Raw genomic sequence first — 23,749 nt, 5'->3', positions numbered from 1 at the left:
GCGTTCGGGCACGCTACCGCCCATGGCCGTAACCCTATGCCCATTAAGGTAATACTTCCCCGTTCTCAGTAACCGCGTTGAATGTCCCTACTGATCAACACATGAAATTGGCGAAGCCCAACGTTGCCATTCGCCTGTGTTATGCGGCGAAACTGACCAGTAGTGAGTCAAGCCAGCAGTCCAGCCCCCACCAGAGTAGTCCCACCGCAAACAGGCCCAACATCAGCCGAATTCGGACGTCACGCAGCCATAAACCCAGCGAGCTTCGCGCAGGTAAGGTATTAAGTACCGGCTGTGATTCCTGAAACTGAAAAGCGGGAATATGCGATGTCAGTTCATTGAGTAACGCTGTCCGTGTTGGTGCGTCCGGACTCAGTCCACCGAGAAATCCCAACATCAATACCCGATGGAAACAGATAAGCACCGTTGGTTCCGGTGCCGGCTCGCGCAGAACACCACGCATCCGCTCATACAACGCTTCTCCGGCGTCGAGGGTGTTGAAGTAGTGCGTCTGGAGCGGGGACTGATACCACACCAGACTGGCATCATCCTGTACCTCGCGACTTTTCACCGCCTCATCCAACAGTGCACAACAGGCATAGGTGATGTGCAGAATGTTTTCCTCGGTTAACCCCGTCGTACGCGTCACCTCTCGCACACACGTCACATTATCCGCGCACATCTGCCACAACCGCCGCCCTTCCCCGGTAGCAAACTGCTCCCCCTGCCGTAATCTAACGGTCTGAAGCCAAATATCGGCCAGACATTCATCGACGTTGAAGGTCATGTGCGCAACACCGCAAACAGCTCAAGCTCGAGTTCACCCAACGTGCCCGGTACATAAAATACGCAGATGCCAGAGTCCAGCATTCGCTGAGCCGACGGATGATTGAGATCGAGGGAGAAATACTGATTTTCCAGGCGCAGGGGAATCGCCGCCGGGACGTGAGTTTGCGCTTTCAGCGGGATGCCATTTAGCGCAATATTCACAACCTGGTTTACATCGTCCGGGCTCCCCGCCTTGCATAATTGTGGGAACTGGTTATAAAGCTGCGCAGCTGGCAGGGATGAACGCACCGACAACCAAAAATCAGCACCTTCACGCAGACGGGGATCGTGTAGTCGGGCGATCCATTGATGCAGACGAAGATCGCGTTCCATATCAATGGCGATGACCCGTGATGGCAGGCTGGTTTCCAACAATCTGTTCAACAACCTGAACAACGGCAAAAACGTGTTGCTTAAATCATCGTGCTGATACAATGGGATAACGCCAATCTCATGTTCCAGCGAGAACGTCAGCAGCGCCCCCGCCAGCCGCGCCAACTCCTGATACACGCGTTCCGGATGCACCTGTGGGAAACGCTGGTACATCCCCAGGACGGGTTCGGCGGTATTTAGCGCATTGAGCAGCCAAAATAACGAGACGTCTGCTACAGCAAAATCCGCCATCCGCTCATTACTTTCCCGACGCATTGCCAACAAACGGATAATGCGAGCACGCAGTTGCGTCAATAACATCTCTGTCTTGTCGCACAACCCGTGATTACCGTGCATCGCCAGCAGCGGAGGGATGAACGTCCCATCAAGGACATAGTTACCTTGTACGTCTTTTAATATCCGAGCCACCGGGCAGGTGAGGTAATTGGCATTATCCTGAGTTGAAAGCCGTAGCGTGAGTTCATGTTGCATCACCGCCATCGGCTTTATGTCATCATCAAACTGGTTGCGTACATCGCGCCACACCTGGCGGTAACGCACCGGATATTCAGCAATGTCTTCCGGTTGCAGGCAATTACGGTCATTCGAATAAAACTGAGGAAGGGCCAACAGCACTGTGGCTTCGTTTGTCTCCCCCGTCAACGTTAACGTTGGAGGTAGGGCATCCATCTGCTCAGTATCTATCTGAGTACCGTCCTGAAATCGTAAGTTCAGACAAAGGGGTTTCAGTTGCCCTTGTGTCAGTACTTGTGAATCAAATTCTGCACGCCATACCCCCCACGGATGCATAACGCTCATTTGGGCTATACCCTGGTCATCACGGGAATTAAGCAACGTTTGCTGTTGAAAATACTGGGGAGAAAGGAGGATCCCTTTTGTCCATAGCGGACGAAAAATCTTCATTGCACCTCCTGTGCCATAACATTTTTATTCAAACATCCAGAAATAAAATAGATTAATAAAAATCATTTGTTTTATGATTAATTATATCAATATATATAATTACACAATGAAATAAAAAAATTAAGTCTTAATTAACGATTAAACATTTGGCGTGTTGGCAGTGTGATACTGCTGGTGACGCTTACAGACAGCGCGCTTTTTTTCGTGCAAACGAAAACGTTTCCGCTTATCCTTTGTTTCCGGCAAAAAAGACTATCCTCAGCCGGAGCATATTGATGACTGCACCATCCCAGGTTTTAAAGATCCGCCGCCCAGACGACTGGCATCTTCACTTTCGCGATGGCGACATGTTAAAAACTGTCGTGCCCTATACCAGTGAAGTGTATGGCCGCGCCATTGTCATGCCGAATCTGGCTCCGCCCGTCACCACGGTTGACGCGGCTATCGCTTATCGCCAGCGAATTCTTGACGCGGTACCTGCCGGACACGACTTCACGCCATTAATGACCTGCTACTTAACGGATACGCTGGATCCCAACGAACTGGAACGTGGATTTAACGAAGGCGTTTTCACCGCCGCAAAGCTTTATCCGGCCAATGCCACCACCAACTCGACGCATGGCGTAACCTCTATTGACGCTATCATGCCGGTGCTGGAACGGATGGAAAAATTGGGTATGCCGCTGCTGGTGCACGGCGAAGTAACGCATGCGGATATCGATATTTTCGATCGTGAAGCACGCTTTATTGAAACGGTGATGGAACCACTGCGTCAGCGTTTAACTGCGCTGAAGGTGGTGTTCGAGCATATTACGACTAAAGATGCTGCCGACTACGTGCGCGACGGTAACGAGCTTTTGGCTGCGACCATTACGCCACAGCACCTGATGTTTAACCGCAACCACATGCTGGTCGGTGGGATTCGCCCTCACCTGTACTGCCTGCCGATCCTCAAACGTAACGTCCATCAACAGGCGCTGCGAGAGCTGGTTGCCAGCGGGTTTAACCGCGCCTTCCTTGGTACCGACTCTGCGCCGCATGCGCGTCATCGTAAAGAGTCTAGCTGTGGCTGTGCGGGCTGCTTTAATGCGCCGACCGCGCTGGGCAGCTATGCCACCGTGTTTGAAGAGATGAATGCGTTGGCGTATTTCGAAGCCTTCAGCTCACTCAATGGCCCACGGTTCTATGGTTTGCCAGTGAATGAGACCTTTATTGAGCTGGAGCGCGTGGAGCATCAGGTCCCGGAGAGCATTGCACTGGACGATGATACGCTGGTGCCTTTCCTGGGTGGCGAAACGGTACGCTGGTCAGTAAAAAATTAAAATAAGTGTAGCCAACTGAGGCGATTAACTGTATAAATAAACAGTATATTCCACAGGGGGCTACTATGCGTATTGAAGTCACTATTGCTAAAACTTCACCACTACCCGCCGGCGCAATTGACGCGCTGGCAGGTGAACTCTCCCGCCGTATTCAGCACCATTTTCCGGATAACGAAGGTAACGTATCCGTGCGTTATGCTGGCGCAAACAATCTGTCGGTTATTGGTGCGAGCAAAGAAGACAAAGAACGTATCAGCGAGATCCTCCAGGAGACGTGGGAAAGCGCGGATGACTGGTTCATCAATGAATAAATAATGATATGCAGTGATGTTTGTTTGCCGGGTCGCCCCGGCTTTTTTATACACGCCATCTTTAAATCAATAGCGAATTCCTGCTGGCAAACTAATATTTTAATAATCAATTTCTGGTCATCTTTTAACCACAACACCAAAATAATTGTGCAACATGCTAAAAAAAAATGAATAACATGTTGGTTTCTTACTCAGATAACGCTGAAAACAAAAAAATTATGCGCTCCCCTCTTTAAATTTCCAATGAATACCCTTATTTATTGATATACTGAAGTTGCTTCAGAAAAAAACGCATTGAACCTCGAAAACCGTTGTCTAGTAACACGAATTAGGGGGCATGATGGAAAAGAATAATGAAGTCATTCAGACTCATCCGCTTGTAGGATGGGACATCAGCACCGTTGATAGCTACGATGCGCTGATGCTGCGTTTGCATTACCAGACCCCGAATCGTCCAGATCCGGATGGGACTGAAGTTGGGCAAACGCTCTGGTTAACCACTGATGTTGCCAGGCAATTTATTTCGATATTAGAAGCAGGAATCGCTAAAATTGAATCCGGCGATTACCAGGTAAATGAGTATCAGCGACATTAAACCTGATACATCCAACCATCAAAAGGCACCTTATCGGTGCCTTTCTTATTTCCAGGTTGAATATTCCGGGTCAGTTATTTACCCTGCTATACCTGTCATACTTCAAGTTGCATGTGCGTTGGCTTTCCTCGCTCACCCTGGTCACGTACTAATGTACGCTCCCAGGGATTCGCTGCGTTGCCGCGTGATTCGGCCTTACGGCCTCACCCCTTCGGGGCCAGCGCGAGCGCTGTTCAAAACGGCCGGGCCGTTTTGTCCTGCAACTCGAATTATTTAAGGTATACTATCGCGATTGCAGAGAGAAGCGGATGAAATACGACTTAATCATTATTGGCAGCGGTTCGGTAGGCGCCGCAGCCGGATACTATGCCACTCGCGCCGGTCTGAAGGTTCTGATGATCGATGCGCATATGCCCCCGCATCAGCAGGGCTGCCACCACGGCGACACTCGATTAATTCGTCATGCTTATGGCGAAGGCGAAAAATACGTTCCTCTGGTACTGCGGGCGCAGACATTGTGGGATGAACTGTCCACCCAAAATGAAGAACCGATTTTTGTTCGCTCTGGTGTAATCAACCTCGGCCCGGCAGATTCAACCTTCTTAGCGACCGCGGCACAAAGCGCAAAACAGTGGCAACTCAACGTTGAACAACTGGATGCTGCAGCCATCATGGCGCGCTGGCCGGAGATTCGCGTACCTGAAAACTATATCGGCCTGTTTGAAGCCGAGTCAGGTTTTTTACGCAGTGAGTTAGCGATTAAAACCTGGATCCGTCTGGCGGAAGAAGCAGGCTGCGCGCAGCTATTTAAATGCCCGGTCAGCGCAATTCGTCACGGTGATGATGGCGTCACGGTAGAAACCGCCGACGGTGACTATCACGCGCGAAAAGTGGTGATCAGCGCCGGTACCTGGGTGCAGGCTTTAGTCCCCGAACTTCCGATACAGCCCGTGCGCAAGGTGTTCGCATGGTATCAGGCCGATGGACGTTACAGCGTCAAGAATAACTTCCCTGCCTTCACCGGAGAGCTGCCAAATGGCGATCAGTATTACGGTTTCCCGGCAGAAAACGATGAGCTAAAAATTGGCAAGCACAATGGTGGACAGGTAATTCATTCTACAGAAGAGCGTAAGCCGTTTGCCGCTGTTGCCAGCGATGGATCTGAAGCCTTCCCATTCCTGCGCACAATTCTGCCAGGCGTTGGTTGCTGTCTGCACGGTGCGTCCTGCACCTATGATAACTCACCGGATGAAGACTTTATTATTGATACTCTGCCGGAGCATGACAACACGCTAATCATAACCGGGTTGAGCGGACATGGCTTTAAGTTTGCCTCCGTGCTGGGAGAGATTGCGGCAAACTTCGCCCAGGACAAACAGTCTGACTTTGACCTGACCCCCTTCAGGCTAAGCCGTTTTAAGCGATAATAAATGATGGCCTCGTTGGTGAGGCCATTTTTAATGACAGGAATAACATCGATGCGCCGCATCTTTCACTATCTGGTTAATAATATTCGCGAGCATTTTATGCTCTACATTATTTTATGGTCGCTACTGGCAATTATGGATGTTATATATATTATGTTTTTTTGATCTCATTACGCTGACATTAATTGACATAAACTGATGTTAGTTGAATTTTCATTGCATTAAATTGAATAAGAAAAAAACCTACAAACCCCGAAAGCAGGCCTTGATACTCGCATTCCTCTCTAAATGCCTGATGATAACTTCACAAGTCAATCAATTATTTTGAGTTAACAATAAATATCAGCGCCATTGTTATTTATTAGTTGCATTAATGTCTTTTCCGCGCCATTTTCATTCACTTCTGAAATATCTAACGGTGTGCTTATGCAATTCAATAATAGTCCACAACGCTATGGCATAGTGTCTGCCGTATTACACTGGCTGACTGCGATTGTTGTATATGGCATGTTCGCGCTGGGTTTATGGATGGTCACGCTCAGCTACTACGACGGCTGGTATCACCAGGCCCCTGAACTGCATAAAAGCATCGGCGTTCTGCTTATGATGGGATTAGTCATCCGCGTCGTCTGGCGATTGCTCTCCCCTCCACCTCCTGCGCTGACAAATTATTCCCGTTTAACCCGCATCGCTGCGGCAGTGGGTCACCTCGCGCTATACACATTGCTCTTTTCTATTGTCATCAGTGGATATTTGATTTCCACCGCTGATGGCAAAGCGATAAGCGTATTTGGTTGGTTTGACATCCCAGCGACCCTTGCCAATGCGGGCGCTCAGGCCGACCTCGCAGGTAGCCTGCACCTGTGGCTTGCATGGTCCGTGGTGGTTTTATCGCTTCTGCACGGACTGATGGCCCTGAAACATCACTTTATCGATCACGACGATACCCTCAATCGCATGTTGGGAAAATCGTCATCTGACAATGGAGCTTAAAATGAAAAAAAACCTGCCTGGACTGACACTCGCCGCTTTGTTATTCACCGCTGGCTCGGCCGTGGCGGCAGATTACAAGATTGACAAGGAAGGACAGCATGCCTTTGTTAATTTCCGTATCCAGCATCTGGGTTACAGCTGGCTGTACGGCACCTTTAAAGATTTCGACGGTACATTTACCTTTGATGAGAAAAATCCCGCAGCCGATAAGGTCAACGTGACCATCAACACCAACAGCGTTGACACCAATCACGCTGAACGCGACAAGCACCTGCGCAGCGCAGATTTCCTTAACGTGGCCAAATTCCCACAGGCGACGTTTAGCTCCACCAGCGTGAAAAAAGAAGGGAACGATCTGGATATCACCGGTAATCTGACCCTGAACGGCGTCACTAAGCCGGTTACGCTGGACGCGAAGCTGATAGGTCAGGGCGGCGATCCGTGGGGCGGTACGCGCGCTGGTTTTGAAGCACAAGGGAAAATTAAACTGAAGGACTTCAACATCACCACCGATCTCGGTCCGGCGTCACAGGAAGTGGATCTGATAATCTCAGTGGAAGGTGTCCAGCAGAAGTAAAACATGAGTTGCCGGATGAGGTCTTACCCCTCAGCCGGCATCATTTTATTGCGTGGGATCCGGAATGCCCAGCTTGGTATTCAGGCGACCGCGGGATTTATTAAAGATTTTGTTGCCATTTTCGCGGCCAGCGCGACGACGACGTTGCTCTTCTTCCGGCAACTCACTCTCTTCGCTGCACAACTCGCTACAGCAGCCGTTATACTTCTGCGCGCAGGCCGGGCACTGGATAAACAACAGATGGCAGCCATCATTTTTGCAATTGGTATGGCTGTCGCACGCCGTTCCGCATTGATGGCAATGCGCAATGACATCTTCAGAAATTCTTTCGCCCATACGCTCGTCAAAAACGAAGTTTTTACCGACAAAACGTACCGGAAGTCCCTGTTCACGCGCCTTGCGGGCATATTCAATAATACCGCCTTCGATGTGCCAGACTTTGCTAAATCCGTTGTGTTTCATCCAGGCGCTGGCTTTCTCACAACGGATCCCGCCCGTGCAATACATAACGATTTTTTTATCTTTATGCGCCTGCATCATTTCAACCGCTTTCGGTAACTGATCGCGGAACGTGTCTGCCGGAATTTCCAGTGCATTCTCGAAATGGCCCACTTCATATTCATAGTGGTTGCGCATATCAATGAATACCGCGTCAGGATCGTCCAGCATGGCGTTTACTTCTGCCGCCTTCAGGTAATCCCCCACGTTGCTGGCGTCAAATTGCGGATCGTCAATCCCATCCGCCACGATGCGTTCACGTACTTTCATACGCAGCACCCAGAACGATTTACCGTCATCATCCAGCGCGATATTCAGACGCAATCCGTTTAATGCGGGATCAAACGCATAAAGCTGCTGGCGAAATGTCTCGACGTTGCTTTGCGGTACGCTGATTTGTGCGTTGATTCCTTCATGAGCAAGATAGACGCGCCCGAAGACGTTCAATGCGGTGAACATCTGGTACAGTGCATCACGTGTGTGCTGAGGGTGGGTAATAGTGAAATATTTATAGAATGAGATCGTCGTGCGCGGCTCAGTCTCGGCCAGCATTTTGGCTTTGAGGGCGTCGTTCGAAATGCGGTTGTGTAACACTGGCATGGTGTACGTATCCTGCAAATTGGAAGTAAATGGAAATCGGCGGCATCATAAAGCAAACATCGCCAATTTACATCCACACATTTTGCGCTACATTTCTTACTTCAATATAAACGCGCGACAACAATTGTTGGTTTAATCACCGTTCTCCCGTCACAAATTTTTGAAATGCACGAAAAAATGCGACAATACAGGGAATTGGTCGTTTGAAGACAGGATAGACATGACGAATTTACCCAAGTTTTCGGCTGCGTTACTGCATCCACGTTATTGGTTAACCTGGCTGGGCATTGGCATCCTTTGGTTAATCGTGCAGTTACCCTACCCGATTCTTTATAAGTTGGGCTGCGCATTAGGTCGCCTGGCGTTACGTTTGATGAAACGTCGGGTAAAAATTGTATCCCGCAATCTGGAACTGTGCTTTCCGCAGATGAGCGAGCAGGAACGCCAGCAGATGATCGTCAAAAACTTTGAGTCCGTTGGCATGGGCGTGATGGAAACCGGAATGGCCTGGTTTTGGTCCGACAAGCGTATTTCACGCTGGACGGAAGTTATCGGGATGGAGCATATCCGCGACGTTCAGGCACAAAAGCGGGGAATTTTGTTGGTGGGTCTGCACTTTTTGACCCTTGAACTGGGTGCGCGTCAGTTTGGTTTGCAGGAGCCAGGTATTGGTGTGTATCGCCCTAACGACAACCCGCTGCTCGACTGGCTACAAACCTGGGGCCGTATGCGTTCGAATAAATCAATGCTCGACCGTAAAGACCTGAAAGGAATGATTAAAGCGTTGAAAAAAGGCGAAGTGGTCTGGTATGCGCCGGATCATGACTACGGTCCTCGCGCCAGCGTGTTCGTACCGCTTTTTGCTGTTGAACAAGCCGCAACGACCTCCGGGACCTGGATGCTTTCGCGTATGTCCAATGCCTGTCTGGTCCCGTTTGTTCCTCGCCGCAAGCCTGACGGTAAAGGGTATCAATTGATTATGCTGCCTCCGGAGTGTTCTCCGCCGTTAGACGACGCGGAAACTACGGCTGCGTGGATGAATAAGATTGTTGAGCAATGCATCATGATGGCTCCTGAGCAGTACATGTGGCTGCACCGTCGCTTCAAGACGCGCCCCGAAGGCTCCCCTTCCCTGTATTAAATCGCTGTTGCAGCCCTGAGGGCTGCAACACTTTCCCTGCCCGCTTTAGGTTTAACTGCTATCCGCATTGCAGCAACTATCAACCAGGCGCATAATTAGTCTGCTTACTTATATTCAATCGATAGCGCAAACAGCGCGTCACACTGCGGAACGCTATGTCACCCTCAGATGCTCCCATAAACTGGAAACGCAACCTCACCGTTGCCTGGCTGGGTTGTTTTTTAACCGGCGCAGCATTTAGCCTGGTTATGCCCTTTTTGCCGCTCTATGTCGAGAGTCTGGGCGTCACGGGTCATAGCGCCCTGAACATGTGGTCAGGCCTGGTCTTCAGCATCACGTTTCTCTTTTCCGCCATCGCCTCTCCTTTCTGGGGTGGCCTTGCCGATCGCAAAGGGCGAAAAATCATGCTGCTGCGTTCCGCGTTGGGCATGGCTATTGTGATGCTGCTGATGGGCCTGGCGCAAAATATCTGGCAGTTCTTGATCCTGCGCGCCCTGTTAGGTCTTCTCGGCGGTTTCATTCCCAACGCTAATGCGCTGATCGCTACCCAGGTTCCGCGCAACAAAAGCGGCTGGGCGCTGGGTACGCTCTCAACCGGAGGCGTCAGCGGCGCGCTGCTCGGACCGTTAGCCGGCGGGCTGCTCGCGGATCAGTACGGTTTACGCCCGGTATTTTTCATCACTGCCAGCGTGCTGCTGGTCTGTTTTATCCTGACGCTATTTTTTATCCGCGAGCGTTTCCAGGCGGTAAGCAAGAAAGAGATGCTGCACATTCGCGAAGTGGTAACCTCTTTAAAGAACCCAAAACTGGTGCTGAGCCTGTTTGTCACTACGCTTATCATTCAGGTAGCAACCGGCTCTATTGCACCCATTCTGACGCTGTACGTTCGCGAGCTGGCTGGTAACGTCAGTAACATCGCTTTTATCAGCGGGATGATTGCCTCCGTTCCGGGTGTCGCTGCGTTAATAAGCGCCCCAAGGCTTGGTAAACTCGGTGATCGAATTGGCCCGGAGAAGATCCTGATTGTGGCTCTGGTCATCTCCGTGCTGTTACTTATTCCAATGTCATTCGTACAGACGCCCTGGCAATTGGGGGTTCTGCGCTTTTTATTGGGTGCCGCCGATGGGGCTTTGCTCCCGGCGGTACAAACGCTGCTGGTCTATAACTCAACGAATCAGATCGCCGGGCGGATTTTCAGTTATAACCAGTCATTTCGCGACATCGGCAACGTAACAGGACCATTAATGGGGGCGGCGATATCTGCCAACTATGGTTTTCGCGCCGTCTTCTGTGTGACCGCGGGCGTCGTACTATTTAACGCCCTCTATTCATGGAATAGCCTGCGCCGTCGCCGGAGTCCTGAGGCCGCAGGATGATTTGAGTGTATTTATCTTCTCAGAATCGAATGATATTTTTCACCCGACACTCATTTAAGTCTTAATTGTAATAGTAACATACCTTATTCCTGCCAGTATTTTTGGCCTCATACAGCGCAGCATCTGCATATGAAACGACTTTGTCCGCTGATTCATCAGCAGTTTTGCTACAATATACGCCAATACTTATCGTCATTTTTTCTTTCAACTCATACGCATTTGGTATTGCCGTACCATTCTCAATATTCCGTCTAATCCGTTCCGCTATCACAATAGCTTCATCTTTATCGTTACACTTAAGCAGGATCGCAAATTCTTCGCCACCTACCCTTGCAAAAATATCCGTATCCCTAATTGATTTATTGATAATATTGACAACACTGATTATTACTCTGTCACCTTCCTGATGACCGTAGGTATCGTTAATCCGTTTAAATTTATCAATATCCAACACCATTACACTCACTACGCCTTTTGCTAACGCTGATTTTAATGACCTGTAGAACAGTTTACGGTTATATATTTTCGTCATTGCGTCTTTAATAGCTGAATCCGTTTCTTTTTTCAGGATAATGAAGGTGTTGTACATAAGTATTGATATTATACACAGGGTACTTATCACCTCAATGCCCCTGCTGACATACCAAATATACATGCTGTATTCATCCAGACTCAGAAGTAGTACGTTGGTTAATATTCCCGAGCAACACAGCAACCCTATGCTTTTCCACAATATATTTTTCATTCTGGTTTTAATGATTAAATACAACAGAACCAGACTCCAGGACACAATAAGTGAATAAATATACCCAATATGCCAGTGCACCGTGACATTATCAGGTTTCAGGCTTGTGATCTCGATTGTAAAATTAGGGTTGTAACTGGCCAGAATGTGCGCCACAACAGCGATTACCAGCATGATTAAAAAAGCCAGAACGATATAGCAAGGTTCTCTTTCGTTGGTTTCAATAACTGTCGAAGTTTCTTTGTAAGACTTTAAAGATATGAATAACAATGCTATAAAACTGACCTGTCGAAAATAATAGAATATAGCAATATCGTTTGTTCTTTTTTCGATCGAAACATTGTCATTAATCAAATTTTGAACGATGTAGATAGTCTCAGCAAAAAAAACATCATTCCCAAGAAATGCCATTCCTAGTATCATTAAGCAGGTGAGATCTTTTCTACAAAGATACTGGAACAACATAAACAGGAAAATTATTCCGTATAAAAAGAATAGGCCTACAATTATAATTAAATATACTGTTTGCGGTACACTCTGTATTGTTAATTTAAATTGTGTAAGACACACCCCCCCTAGAATATAACCAGCCAAACAGACTACATAGAAAGCCATCAACCTTCCATTATTTGAATTACTGTTATCCATAACAACCTTAGGAGAATTCTTAATTCTGCATTTTATATATTAAAGCATTAATTTTTGCAAACATTATAACAGCACAAGTTCAATGATATTGATTCATTCCCAAATTAATGATTTTATATAGATTTATAACATCTGGTATTAATCATCTATTATTATGTATGCTTTTGAAACGCTCATCAAAGCTTTAACAAAGTCCATACACTAAGGATACCTTAGCATTACCATTGATGCTTGCTGGTTTATTGTTTTTCAATAATTGCATATGCAATACTCCTGACCGTAAAATTAATTTTCTCCTTTGATTTAAGAGTGTTATAAAAAATTCAGTGCATGACTGCCTGCAGGAATCCACACAAAACCTTAGCAAAAGCCTGTTGGTGATAAAGGTTTTCTTATATGACGTCCGCTTTTATTTTTTTGATTTTCATTACTACATTGCAAACCACATACATTACTATTTTTTCTTGATTTTTTTTCCTGATATTACGTCGGCTTCAGTATCTGCCAATGTAAATTTTTGCATAAACTACCGAGATTACTTTTATCCAGCTTCATAGACATTGCAGGCGGTGATCATCTGATTGAGTTAGCCACGCTGCCAACGGGTTTGACGCTCTGCGAATCGCCGTCTATAGATTGAATCATCACCCTTTATTGTTCGCCTTAGGAGAAGGAATATGGCAAAGAATGACATGAATTTTTATGCCACGCTGGAAGAGGCTATTGATGCGGCTCGGGAAGTGTTTCTCGCTGATAACCCTGACCTTGAGTCAGACGACGCCAGCGTTCAACAGCTAAGCGTCCAAAAATACGTGCTACAGGATGGTGACATTATGTGGCAGGCGGAATTCTTTGCTGACGAGGATGATGTAGATGGTGAATGCCTGCCAATGTTGAGTGGCGAAGCCGCGCAAAGTGTTTTTGATGGTGACTACGATGAAATTGAGATTCGTCAGGAGTGGCAGGAAGAAAACACGCTTCACGAATGGGATGAAGGTGAATTCCAGTTGGAGCCTCCCCTGGATACCGAAGAAGGTCAGACCGCAGCCGATGAATGGGACGAGCGATAGTTATTCGTAAGGTCCATGGTGAATGTCGAGCGGTAGCAGCAGCGTATCAAATACCAGCGAAAATGGCAGGTCGAGGATGGTGACGTAACGCCACGCGGAGTCGCGTACGTCCCATTGCACACCAGGATAGTATTGGTTTCCGTGCCCTTGTCCTGGGATAGTTCGGCTAATAATGCTGCCGCATCCGCTCAAGAAGATCACCATAATTCCCACGGCTACTATTCGCACCTGATATCTCCCGCCTCTTTTATTCAGTATAAAAAAATACCGGCACCAGGCCGGTATTTTCACATTACATAACGCTTATTTTTTCCTGAGTGCCAGCGGATTCAGGGTCAGCCCCTGATAGTAATTCACCCATGAAGAATACTTATCAGGTGAATTCCAGACGCGATAGTGCAAACGCGCCATCGTCACCGGATCGCTCAACAGCACCAGGCGGCGGTCACGGTTTAGTTTCTCCGGCGTTTCATTCAGCGCCTGCTCCACATGGCGGTCGCGGGCAATCTCAAGTACGTTACTCGCACGGTGACGCGCAGTCGCCATTGCCGTTGCCAGTGCGTTAAATGACGGGTTAAACACCGCATGCATAAAACCGTCGTCCAGCGTACGCTTGCGGTTCATCACCAGATAGGTATCCGTATCCACCAGCACCTGCGGCGGAGAATACTCCTCCGGGATCAGGAACAGCTTCCAGCGCTTGGTACGTAACCCAACCGTAGAACGGCTGGAAATAACGGACACAAACGGCGACAGGATCAGCGAGAAGACAATCGGCGCCAGCCAGAACAGGAAACGCAGATCCAGCCAGGCCATACCCACCGCCCACACCAGCCCCAGCAGCAACTGAGACCCGTGACGCATAAACGCTTCACCCCACGGGGTCGAATCGTCATCACGCTGCGGCGAATTCCACACCACTTCCCAACCGAGGAAAGCACTCACGACGAAGACGGTATGGAACAGCATACGCACCGGCGCCAGCAGGACGGAGAACAAAACCTCCAGCAGCAGCGACAGCGTAACGCGGATAAACCCACCGTACTCTTTCGTTCCTTTACACCAGATGAGCAAAATACTCAGCAACTTCGGCAGGAACAGCAGGACCATCGTTGAGGCAAACAGCGCGATTGCCAGTTCAGGTCGCCATTGCGGCCATACCGGGAATAGCTGACGCGGTTGCAGGAAGTACTGCGGTTCAGTCAACGCATGCACCACCTGCAATGCGGTCGACAACGCGAGGAACATAAACCAGAGTGGTGCCGACAGATAGGACATAACGCCAGTCAGGAACACCGCGCGGTGAACCGGGTGCATCCCCTTCACCAGGAACAGACGGAAGTTCATCAGGTTGCCATGACACCAGCGACGGTCACGCTTGAGTTCATCCAGCAGGTTCGGCGGCAGCTCTTCATAAGAGCCCGGCAGATCGTAGGCAATCCACACGCCCCAACCAGCACGACGCATCAATGCCGCTTCCACGAAGTCATGGGAGAGGATCGAGCCCGCAAATGAGCCTTCGCCCGGTAACGGCGCGAGTGCGCAGTGCTCGATAAACGGCTTCACGCGAATAATCGCGTTATGACCCCAGTAGTGCGATTCACCCAATTGCCAGAAGTGAAGCCCGGCGGTAAACAGCGGTCCATAAACACGGGTCGCAAACTGCTGGCAGCGTGCATACAGTGTATCCATACCGGAAGCCTTCGGTGAAGACTGAATAATCCCGGCATTTGGATTCGCTTCCATCAGGCGCACCAGCCCGCTCAGACAGTCGCCGCTCATCACGGAGTCCGCGTCCAGCACGACCATGTAGCTGTACTGATTTCCCCAGCGGCGGCAGAAGTCATCAATGTTGCCGCTTTTACGCTTCACACGACGACGACGACGGCGATAGAAAATCTGCCCTTCGCCCTGCACTTCGGCAATCAGCTCCATCCATGCTTTTTGTTCTGCCACGCAGATATCAGGATTGTAGCTGTCGCTCAGGATATAAACATCGAAATGCTCAGCGTTGCCCGTTGCTTTGACCGATTCCCACGTGGCGCGAAGTCCCGCAAATACGCGGTCTACGTCCTCGTTACAGATAGGCATAATCAATGCCGTACGATGTTCGGGATTCAGCGGTTCGTCACCAACCGTTGAGGCGGAGATGCTGTACTTATCTCGCCCAATCAGCAGTTGCAGGAAGCCCATCAGCGCGGTCCAGAATCCCGCTGATACCCAACAGAAAAGCACGGCGAACAAAATCAGAATGCCGGTCTGGAGCATGTAGGGCAGCAGTTGCATAAAGGAGACCCACAAATCCTGCCCCATCATGTCTACAGGATTAATGAATGCCCACCCCTGATACGGAAGGATCGTCTTCATATACCAGGTTGCTACGACCGTTTGCGCCAGAGTTAAGATCAACAGCGTATAGCGGCGAATGGTGCCTACGGTACGCCATTTTTGCTCACTCTCTTGTTCTTCTTTCGTCAACCGAGAAAGATAACGCGGAGTCACATCGCGCCCACGCAGACGATCCCAAAAACGGCCAACCGGGTTGGTACGCCAGGGATCGGGGAACATAGAGGTACGCGTTGCTTTTGGCATCGCCTGCAGTTGATCGCGGCCCTCATCATCCTTAACCAACTGCTCTTTAGCCAGAGAATCCGGCCATGCTTGCTCAAGGCGAGCTTTTACAGAACCCTGCGGTGAATCATCTTCGCGCGAGTAAGTACGATGCTCGGCATCCAGCGCCTGATGAACGGCGCGGATGTCAGTTTTCGGCAGTGCCGCTTTTTCGATATCCGAAAGCGGCATTGCGTCAATATACTCAGTTGTCTTATTCATTGGCAGGTAACTGGTAGCTCCAGGTTTCACTCAGCGTCTGATCGGCATTGACCAAGGCAGCACGCATTTCAGTGGTTTTCTTCACGTCTTTCACTTTCACGCGCAGCATCAAACGCCAACCTTTAGATACCGGATTGTAGCGCACGGTGCTTTCAACGATTTCGCCGTTGTCGCCAATACTGGTTTGTGCGGTAACCGGGGTATCCTGCGGCAGCTTTTTCATATCTGTGCCGGTAAAGTCCACCACAAACGCGATGGTACCGTCAGGCTGACGAATCAGGTTGGACTGTTTTACATCACCGGTAGAACGACGAGTCTGCTGTACCCAGGCGCTATCAGGCGCATGAAGCTTGTCTTCATCACGCGTGAACGTCAGTGTGTACTTGAAGTTCATCTCTTTGCCGGCTTCTGGCAGTTGATCCGGCGTCCAGTACGCAACGATGTTATCGTTAGTTTCATCGTTAGTTGGGATTTCAACTAACTCAATCTTACCTTTACCCCAGTCACCTTTTGGCGTGATCCAGGCGCTTGGGCGCAGATCGTATCGATCGTCGATATCTTCAAAACGAGAGAACTGACGGCCACGCTGCAGCAGGCCGAAACCTTGCGGGTTTTCCATGGCGAAGCTGCTGACCGCCAGATGTTTCGGGTTATTCAGCGGGCGCCAAATCCACTCGCCGTTGCCAGCGTGGATGGACAAACCGTTAGAATCATGCAGTTCCGGACGATAGTTAGTCGCCGGAGAAGGCTGGTTTGGTCCGTACAGGAACATACTGGTTAACGGTGCTACGCCCAACTTGCCTACTTTGTCACGCAGATAAACTTTGGACTGAACATCAACTACCGTGTCACGGCCAGGAATGATGACAAAGCGATACGCTCCGGTTGCACGCGGAGAATCCAGCAAGGCATAAATGGTCAAACGTTTATCAGTTGGTTTCGGACGCTCGATCCAAAACTCACGGAAGCGGGGAAACTCTTCGCCAGAAGGCAGAGCGGTATCAATCGCGAGACCGCGCGCAGACAGACCGTAGACCTGGCCTGCACCCAGAACACGGAAATAGCTGGCACCGAGCATGCTGACGATTTCGTCGTTTTTATCTTTGCTGTTGATCGGATACAGCACTTTGAACCCGGCGAAACCGAGATCTTTTACCGTGTCTTTATCATGCTGAACATCGCCAAAATTAAAATAATCCGGGCTGTATTTGATTCTTTTCACCGCGGTGGCGGTAACTTCGTTGATTTTGACCGGCGTGTCGAAGTACATACCCTGGTGGTAGAACTCGAGCTTAAATGGGGTCTTGAGATTGCTCCAGTAGGCTTTATCGCGGTTAAACTGGATCTGCTGATAATCCGCATATTTCATGTCGCGGAAAACGGAGGGCAAGTTACTTTTTGGCGCCTCATAGCCTTTACCGGCTAAGGATTGAGCTTGTTTTGCAACATCATCAATGCTGAACGCCCAGCTCGATGATGTGTACAGCGTTAACATAACTGCTGCACCCAACCAACGCATTTTCATCATTTGTAGTTTATGTTTCATAATTAGTAAGCACTTCCCCCTTTGTGTGCTTATATTGATCCGATCCATTTTAATGGATAATCGGGTATTCCGACAACTGAATCCCTGTATTGTTCGCGCGCTGGCTCATGGTTTAATCAGGTTCAACTACCTGTTTTCACTTTGCGTGCTTATCCTGGAGACAGGTTGTTGGACTTCGTGTAGGGTTGCCCTCGAATGTAACCATTATTCGTCTTAGGGATAAGACGAAAAGTCTGAGAATACATAACTGTCTATGAGCTCTGTATCACCACCACGCGAATATTTTCTTGATTCCATCCGTGCCTGGCTAATGTTGTTAGGGATCCCATTCCATATTTCATTGATTTACTCGACCCACACCTGGCACGTGAACAGCGCGGAACCGTCGTGGTGGTTGACTCTGTTTAACGACTTTATCCATGCTTTTCGCATGCAGGTCTTCTTTGTCATTTCAGGTTATTTTTCCTACATGCTGTTTTTGCGCTATCCCTTAAAGCGCTGGTGGAAGGTGCGTGTAGAACGCGTGGGGATCCCAATGCTCACCGCCATTCCATTGCTTACGCTGCCGCAATTTATCATGCTGCAATATGTAAAGGGAAAAGCAGACAGTTGGCATACTCTCAGCGGTTACGATAAGTACAATGCGCTGGCCTGGGAGCTGATTTCCCATCTGTGGTTTCTACTGGTTCTGGTGGTGTTAACGACCGTGAGCATGTGGGTGTTCACCCTGATGAAAAACAGGCTTACGCAAAGCGATTCCGCCAGCGCGCCTGCGGTGTCAATGGCTAAATTAACGCTGATTTTTATCTTGTTGGGTGTCGGCTATGCCGCCGTCAGAAGGACGATTTTCATCCTTTACCCTTCGATTCTCAGCGATGGCATGTTCAATTTTATCGTTATGCAAACGCTGTTCTATGTGCCTTTCTTTATGCTCGGCGCACTGGCGTTTATCAACCCGAATCTGAAGGCGTTGTTTACCACGCCGTCGCGCGGTTGCACCCTGGGCGCTGCATTCGCATTTGTTGCATACCTGCTCAATCAGCGTTACGGCAATGGTGATGCCTGGATGTATGAAACCGAATATGTCATTACCATGGTCATGGGACTGTGGATGGTGAACGTCGTCTTTTCGTTGGGTCACCGTTTGCTTAATTTCCAGTCGGCCCGCGTGACTTATTTTGTCAACGCGTCGCTGTTTATCTATCTGGTGCACCACCCGTTAACGCTGTTTTTTGGCGCTTACATCACACCGCATATCTCGTCGAATCTGCTGGGTTTTCTTTGCGGTTTGCTGTTTGTGGTTGGGATTGCGGTCATACTGTACGAAATCCATTTACGTATACCGGTGCTGAAGTTTCTCTTCTCGGGTAAACCGCCCGTGAAGCAGGATAAAAACAAGGCCGTGGCAGGCTAGATTTTCTCGCATTCATCGTGTGGCTCAAAGCAGCCACTCAATGGGTAACACGGATGCCAGCTTTACCAGAACCCGCTTCCAGAATCCTGTGGCGGGTTCTTTTTTTAATACCTGTTCACTGCCGGCAAGTCGGTCAACCCAATTAATTCTTCCCCAACGATCAAGACGCAGCTGCCAGGCCATATCACGCTGGCTTTGCATAAACCGTTTATGAATCAATCCGGCCAGCACTTCACTTTCAATCACAAATCCCATTTCCGTATTGAGTAGCGTCGAACGGGGATCAAAATTAAGCGAGCCGATAAACACTTTTCGATCGTCAATACTGAACGTTTTCGCATGCAGGCTGGAGCCTGAATTACCTGTTAATCCACGATCGTGAACGACCGAAACGCGATCGCGGGTCGGTTTAAGTTCGTACAATTCTACACCGTAGCGCAGCAGTTTTTTTCGCCAGCGCGCATAGCCAGCATGGACGATCGCCACATCATTCGCCGCCAGTGAATTGGTTAAAATAGCAATCTTGACGCCTTTTCTTACCAGTCTCAGGAGCTGCGCCACGCCGGCGCGAGTCGGCACAAAGTAGGCAGAAATAATATCAATACGTTCGGTTGGCGAGCCCATCACGTCAAACAAACGCTGCGGTAATAGCGAGTGGCGCGGCGCTTTCCCTTCTCCTTTTGCAGGATCATCGCTCAGCAAACGTGTTTTCGCCCAAATCAGCGGCAGCGAACGTTGATCGACACTGGACATAAACTGGCTGGTTTCCAGCTTATGCAGATAGCGACGGGTAATATCATCGTTATACCAGGATTCAGGTAGCTCGATACGTTGCACAGAATCTGACTCAGACATCTCAAGCACGTTTTGCAACGTTGAAACCGAGCGGCAGTGCCAATAACGCTCAAAATCATCCGCAACATCTTTGACAACCGGTCCGATAGCCATGACGTCCAGGTCGGAAAACAGCGGTTGTTCACCCGCGCCAAAATAAGCATCGCCAATATTACGTCCACCAACGAGAGTCACGACACCGTCAGCGGTAAAACTTTTATTGTGCATGCGCCGATTAAGCCGGGCAAAATCGGTTAAATAGCCCAGCGCGCGCAGAATGCGAAAGGAAAAGGGATTAAAAAGGCGAACTTCAATATTAGGGTGATTGTCCAGCAGACGCAGCGTGTCATCCAGACCTGGCGTGTTGTTATCATCCAGCAACAAACGCACCCGGACGCCCCGCTTCGCCGCAGCCAGCAAAACGGAAAATAGCAATAGCCCGGACATGTCGTTTTCCCAGATGTAATACTGCACATCAAGGGTACGTTCCGCCATTTCCGTTAACCGATAGCGAGCTGCAAACGCATCGAGGCTATCATCCAACGCAAGAATGCCGCATTCTCCCGGGTGGTTTTCGCAAAGTGGCGTGATGGCGCGCTCAAGTCGGGTCATATCAGTCCGTGTTATCATCGCCTTGTTGTGTTAGCAACCTCTTATAAAGTTGAGCGTTTTCTTCATCAAAGCACACGAAGTATATCTGATCAGGAAGTGCGCGGCGGGTAATAAATTTCAACACCGTTTTTACCGCTATTTCTGCCGCTGCGGCGCGGGGATAGCCATAAGCCCCGGTGCTGATCGCCGGAAAAGCAATGGATTGATACCCATTAGCCAGGGCCAGTTGCAGCGTGTTTAAGTAAGCTTCCTCGAGTCGTTCGGCCTCATGATGACCTCCACCTTGCCAGACAGGTCCTACGGTGTGGATGACCGCTTTTGCCGGAAGGTCCCCCGCCAGAGTGATAACCGCATGCCCCGTCGGACATTCTCCTTGTTGCTGGATTACCTGTTTGCAGGCTGCCAATAATGCGGGTCCGGCAGCGCGATGGATCGCGCCATCAACGCCACCGCCGCCCAGTAGTGATGAATTGGCCGCGTTGACAATCACATCAACAGCGACCGTCGTAATATCGCCATGTAACACATGAACACGCGATTGCATAAGTACCCCCTGACAAAACACTATTCGTTAAGTGTACAGCAGGGTTTTCCTTGAAATCTCACTTTTTAACCGCAAGTGTGCATATCTACGCCACAGCGACTCATTTATATTCAATATTAAGAATTGCCATGTTTTTTTGTTCATTGAGGTAGTGCATTTTGACTGTGGCAATTTGTTGCACGTTCTGAGAGGTTGTCGCGAGCTGTTGTTGATTGTAGAGGCTATTCCGGGTAGTGCCGTCACGCATACATGATAATTCAATTTGCTGCTGCTGGGTGTTCACGTCGCAAGGCGATTCAACGATTGCACCGCGAAAATGAATAACCCCGCCGGTTGTGATTTGCTGCGCCATTGTGGGGAGAGTCAAAAGAGAAAAAGTACACAAACTGGCACTTAAAATACGCTTTAATAATGTACACATAAGGGTTCCTCAATGATTAGCCATCCTTGAGGGATCGAAATGATCCTTCACCGCTGCGATTAACGATCAAATACAAACGTTCACACGTTTCTATATTCATAGAACAGCACCGCATTCCCAGCCACACCCTTAATGCAAATAAAGCAAAAAATTATGGATGACTGTTTGAGTCAGGCCATTGTTGTGATAGATGCAGAGACTGCCCATCTGAAACGGTAACGATAATTTTGACCGAATCCTCAGGTGAAATATTAAAGCTCAGTTTGGTTAATTCAATCGGCCGATTAGCAGGGACCGAAAGGCTTGTTTTCTGCTGCGATTGGCTTTGTCCCCCCTGCCCTTTGCGTACGGCAAGGACCTGAACCTCACATACGCAAGGCTGGGTTAACGTCACCTGAGGAATAATGGTGTACATATCACCTTGCTGAGTTGTATTAAATGTTATTTGATTTGCCAGCGCGGCAATGAGTAATAACGTATGCATCTTATTCTCCCGAAAAAAAAACAGGGCTCACGCCCTGTTTATTATCAGTCATAAAACTGAATTAGTGTTGGTTAGCTGTGGCGTTGTTGCCAAATCCAACCTGGCGGATCAGAACGTTGGAGTCAGACGCAGTCTGATTAACCAGCGCACCGTTACGGCCACCGAACTGGGTTACACTAATATCAGCATTTTTAGCATTCCACTGATCGATAGTAGCGCTGTTCTGGAAGCCAGTCTGTTTCAGGTTAATGGTACTGTCATCAGCGCCCTGACCCACTACAGCCCCGTTGCCACGCCCGTTTTGTGTGATGGTGACATCTGATTTACGTGCATCACTTTGCAGAGCATTCGCTACGTTGCCAGTCCCATATTGGTAGATACTCATTGAAGAGTCCGGGCCATAGTTACTACCGCCACCATGATGATTGCCGCCCCATTGCGGAACAACACCAGCCAGAGCACTGCCAGAAACTACGATTGCTGCGAATGCTGCCACTTTTAAAAGTTTCATGGTAAACCCCCATCGGATTGATTTAAACGTCGTTAATGGATTAGCGTTGAGTAACGCGAATTGCCATTTGCGACTGTCTCTGCACCACAACTGCTGTTTTTTGTGTACCGTACTGAGTAATATTGGCTTTATTACCAGAGCCTTTCTGGATAATCACCGCCGTATTACCGTATGACCCTTGTTTAATACTCGCATCATTGGAACTACCCGTTTGATCAATATATGCAAAGTTATATGATCCCGTCTGGTCTGTTTTCGCTCGGTTACCAGAACCTTCTTGCGAAATAACCGACAATAACTTCGAGCCCCCCTGGCGAATATTTGCACTGTTCGCAGTGCCAACCTGACCAATAATGGCTGCCTGATTAAATGAAGACTTACTTAATTCATTTACCGCAAAGTTATATTCTGAATTAGCCAAGTCATAACTTGTTGCGGATGCAATCCCAGGCACACCCAGCATTGTAAACATCATAAATAACAACTTGTTTTTCATGTTGTCACCCTGGACCTGGTCGTACATAAGGTTAAATTATTTACCACTCAAATTGTTGTTAACGTGACTTACATTTGTTAACGCCACGTTACGATGAAGAGTATGTCCGTTGAAACATTTTAAATAACTCACCCGCCAGTTGTATTTTTATATCCAGATTCACACCAAAGTACTAATTAACAGCAGAGAACACCATTACTTCGCTGTTTTTTATTTCTTCTGTAACCTGAAGATTGAATTTCTATGCAGTAACAAAAAAACGCCTCTCCCGCGTTTTCTGGGCCTTGCAGATGGTTCCGGGATAGTGCTCGGTACAAGTCGTGACAAGCATCATTTTTTTCTATCTAAAATTGTTCAACTTAAAGTGAGACAAAAAGATCAGAATTCATTAGAAATCTAAAACCATCTAATTATAGTTTTAACCATTAAAAATCAACAACATATTATAATTTGTATGATTTTTTAAATCTATGCAATAACGCTAAAATGTACAACTTTACTATCAAATCTAAACTACACAAAAACCCAAAAATCACAATTTAATATATAAATTTACATCCAGTTACATGTTTAACACTTGCTTTAAGATTTGTAATAGCTAGATTGAAATCAGTTGAAGTCCATTTGT

At 48.5% G+C, this 23,749-nt stretch carries 24 protein-coding genes; 11 read left to right on the top strand and 13 right to left on the bottom strand.

From position 1 onward, the window contains the following. Positions 1–139 precede the first annotated feature (139 nt). On the bottom strand, positions 140–787 hold the full coding sequence (gene tssL, locus OGV94_RS03740; protein WP_181633914.1) for a type VI secretion system protein TssL, short form: 648 nt from the start codon (positions 785–787) through the stop codon (positions 140–142). Continuing rightward, on the bottom strand, positions 784–2,124 hold the full coding sequence (tssK, locus tag OGV94_RS03735) for a type VI secretion system baseplate subunit TssK (RefSeq protein WP_286522613.1): 1,341 nt from the start codon (positions 2,122–2,124) through the stop codon (positions 784–786). The genes tssL and tssK overlap by 4 nt, the downstream gene beginning before the upstream one ends. 275 nt (positions 2,125–2,399) lie before the next feature. Between tssK and pyrC the strand changes: the two genes are divergently transcribed. The 7 genes from pyrC to OGV94_RS03700 all read left to right on the top strand — a co-directional run bounded on the left by pyrC (position 2,400) and on the right by OGV94_RS03700 (position 7,349). Then, positions 2,400–3,446: a dihydroorotase gene (gene pyrC, locus OGV94_RS03730; protein ID WP_047412125.1), complete on the top strand. Its 1,047-nt coding sequence runs from the start codon at positions 2,400–2,402 to the stop codon at positions 3,444–3,446. Positions 3,447–3,511: 65 nt separating this feature from the next. Beyond that, positions 3,512–3,757 (top strand): DNA damage-inducible protein I, encoded by a 246-nt coding sequence (gene dinI, locus OGV94_RS03725; RefSeq protein ID WP_043015891.1) that lies wholly within the window; start codon positions 3,512–3,514, stop codon positions 3,755–3,757. A gap of 340 nt (positions 3,758–4,097) precedes the next feature. After that, positions 4,098–4,352, top strand: coding sequence for a biofilm formation regulator BssS (gene bssS / locus OGV94_RS03720; protein WP_003036154.1), 255 nt, complete (start codon positions 4,098–4,100; stop codon positions 4,350–4,352). Positions 4,353–4,660: 308 nt separating this feature from the next. After that, positions 4,661–5,779 carry an N-methyl-L-tryptophan oxidase gene (gene solA / locus OGV94_RS03715; protein ID WP_286522611.1) on the top strand — a complete coding sequence of 373 codons (1,119 nt, stop codon included), beginning with the start codon at positions 4,661–4,663 and terminating at the stop codon, positions 5,777–5,779. A gap of 51 nt (positions 5,780–5,830) precedes the next feature. Then, positions 5,831–5,944, top strand: a complete 114-nt coding sequence (locus OGV94_RS03710; RefSeq protein WP_003846814.1) for a YceO family protein — start codon at positions 5,831–5,833, stop codon at positions 5,942–5,944. Between the two features lie 261 nt (positions 5,945–6,205). Further along, a complete protein-coding gene (locus OGV94_RS03705; protein ID WP_043015889.1) occupies positions 6,206–6,772 on the top strand; it encodes a cytochrome b in 567 nt (188 codons plus the stop codon). A gap of 1 nt (position 6,773) precedes the next feature. Next, a complete protein-coding gene (locus tag OGV94_RS03700) occupies positions 6,774–7,349 on the top strand; it encodes a YceI family protein (protein WP_043015888.1) in 576 nt (191 codons plus the stop codon). A gap of 45 nt (positions 7,350–7,394) precedes the next feature. Here the strand turns inward: OGV94_RS03700 and trhO are convergent, their stop codons facing one another. Continuing rightward, entirely contained in the window at positions 7,395–8,447 is a 1,053-nt protein-coding gene (trhO, locus tag OGV94_RS03695) for an oxygen-dependent tRNA uridine(34) hydroxylase TrhO (protein WP_043015887.1), read from the bottom strand. Between the two features lie 220 nt (positions 8,448–8,667). Here trhO and OGV94_RS03690 point away from each other — a divergent pair, with 220 nt between their 5' ends. Together OGV94_RS03690 and mdtG are read left to right on the top strand one after the other, a co-directional pair. Further along, positions 8,668–9,588 carry a Kdo(2)-lipid IV(A) acyltransferase gene (locus OGV94_RS03690; RefSeq protein WP_043015886.1) on the top strand — a complete coding sequence of 307 codons (921 nt, stop codon included), beginning with the start codon at positions 8,668–8,670 and terminating at the stop codon, positions 9,586–9,588. 155 nt (positions 9,589–9,743) lie between these two features. Next, complete coding sequence (mdtG, locus tag OGV94_RS03685; protein ID WP_043015885.1) at positions 9,744–10,964, top strand: multidrug efflux MFS transporter MdtG; 1,221 nt, start codon at positions 9,744–9,746, stop codon at positions 10,962–10,964. Positions 10,965–11,025: 61 nt separating this feature from the next. Here mdtG and OGV94_RS03680 read toward each other — a convergent pair whose 3' ends face one another. After that, the gene (locus OGV94_RS03680) at positions 11,026–12,357 is read right to left on the bottom strand and encodes a sensor domain-containing diguanylate cyclase (RefSeq protein WP_213733558.1); all 1,332 of its coding nucleotides are present in this window, start codon (positions 12,355–12,357) and stop codon (positions 11,026–11,028) included. A 692-nt stretch (positions 12,358–13,049) separates the two neighbouring features. Between OGV94_RS03680 and OGV94_RS03675 the strand changes: the two genes are divergently transcribed. Next, positions 13,050–13,427, top strand: a complete 378-nt coding sequence (locus OGV94_RS03675) for a MysB family protein (protein ID WP_043017882.1) — start codon at positions 13,050–13,052, stop codon at positions 13,425–13,427. Here the strand turns inward: OGV94_RS03675 and OGV94_RS03670 are convergent, their stop codons facing one another. The 3 genes from OGV94_RS03670 to mdoG all read right to left on the bottom strand — a co-directional run bounded on the left by OGV94_RS03670 (position 13,428) and on the right by mdoG (position 17,787). Continuing rightward, positions 13,428–13,655, bottom strand: a complete 228-nt coding sequence (locus tag OGV94_RS03670) for a YceK/YidQ family lipoprotein (protein WP_047413529.1) — start codon at positions 13,653–13,655, stop codon at positions 13,428–13,430. A gap of 75 nt (positions 13,656–13,730) precedes the next feature. Continuing rightward, positions 13,731–16,259 carry a glucans biosynthesis glucosyltransferase MdoH gene (gene mdoH / locus OGV94_RS03665; RefSeq protein WP_032941800.1) on the bottom strand — a complete coding sequence of 843 codons (2,529 nt, stop codon included), beginning with the start codon at positions 16,257–16,259 and terminating at the stop codon, positions 13,731–13,733. After that, the gene (gene mdoG / locus OGV94_RS03660; protein WP_087050897.1) at positions 16,252–17,787 is read right to left on the bottom strand and encodes a glucans biosynthesis protein MdoG; all 1,536 of its coding nucleotides are present in this window, start codon (positions 17,785–17,787) and stop codon (positions 16,252–16,254) included. Before mdoG ends, mdoH begins: the two co-directional genes overlap by 8 nt. A 271-nt stretch (positions 17,788–18,058) precedes the next feature. Between mdoG and mdoC the strand changes: the two genes are divergently transcribed. Next, on the top strand, positions 18,059–19,219 hold the full coding sequence (gene mdoC / locus OGV94_RS03655) for a glucans biosynthesis protein MdoC (RefSeq protein ID WP_087050874.1): 1,161 nt from the start codon (positions 18,059–18,061) through the stop codon (positions 19,217–19,219). Between the two features lie 24 nt (positions 19,220–19,243). Here mdoC and OGV94_RS03650 read toward each other — a convergent pair whose 3' ends face one another. The 6 genes from OGV94_RS03650 to csgB form a co-directional block, all read right to left on the bottom strand. Continuing rightward, a complete protein-coding gene (locus OGV94_RS03650; RefSeq protein WP_286522608.1) occupies positions 19,244–20,683 on the bottom strand; it encodes a phospholipase D family protein in 1,440 nt (479 codons plus the stop codon). Continuing rightward, positions 20,667–21,209, bottom strand: coding sequence for an O-acetyl-ADP-ribose deacetylase (ymdB, locus tag OGV94_RS03645; protein ID WP_047412151.1), 543 nt, complete (start codon positions 21,207–21,209; stop codon positions 20,667–20,669). Before ymdB ends, OGV94_RS03650 begins: the two co-directional genes overlap by 17 nt. 100 nt (positions 21,210–21,309) lie before the next feature. Continuing rightward, positions 21,310–21,630, bottom strand: a complete 321-nt coding sequence (locus OGV94_RS03640; RefSeq protein ID WP_043015877.1) for a YmdA family protein — start codon at positions 21,628–21,630, stop codon at positions 21,310–21,312. Between the two features lie 151 nt (positions 21,631–21,781). Then, positions 21,782–22,114: a curli assembly chaperone CsgC gene (gene csgC / locus OGV94_RS03635; RefSeq protein WP_043015876.1), complete on the bottom strand. Its 333-nt coding sequence runs from the start codon at positions 22,112–22,114 to the stop codon at positions 21,782–21,784. 61 nt (positions 22,115–22,175) lie between these two features. Further along, positions 22,176–22,625 (bottom strand): curli major subunit CsgA, encoded by a 450-nt coding sequence (gene csgA, locus OGV94_RS03630; RefSeq protein ID WP_043015875.1) that lies wholly within the window; start codon positions 22,623–22,625, stop codon positions 22,176–22,178. Positions 22,626–22,665: 40 nt separating this feature from the next. Continuing rightward, positions 22,666–23,121 (bottom strand): curli minor subunit CsgB, encoded by a 456-nt coding sequence (gene csgB / locus OGV94_RS03625; protein ID WP_043015874.1) that lies wholly within the window; start codon positions 23,119–23,121, stop codon positions 22,666–22,668. Between the last annotated feature and the right edge of the window lie 628 nt (positions 23,122–23,749).

The organism is Citrobacter sp. Ce006, assembly GCF_030336535.1.
Classification (GTDB): Bacteria; Pseudomonadota; Gammaproteobacteria; order Enterobacterales; family Enterobacteriaceae; genus Citrobacter; species Citrobacter europaeus.
The sequence above is the reverse complement of the archived record's forward strand: the minus strand, read 5'-3'. Positions and strand labels throughout refer to the sequence as shown.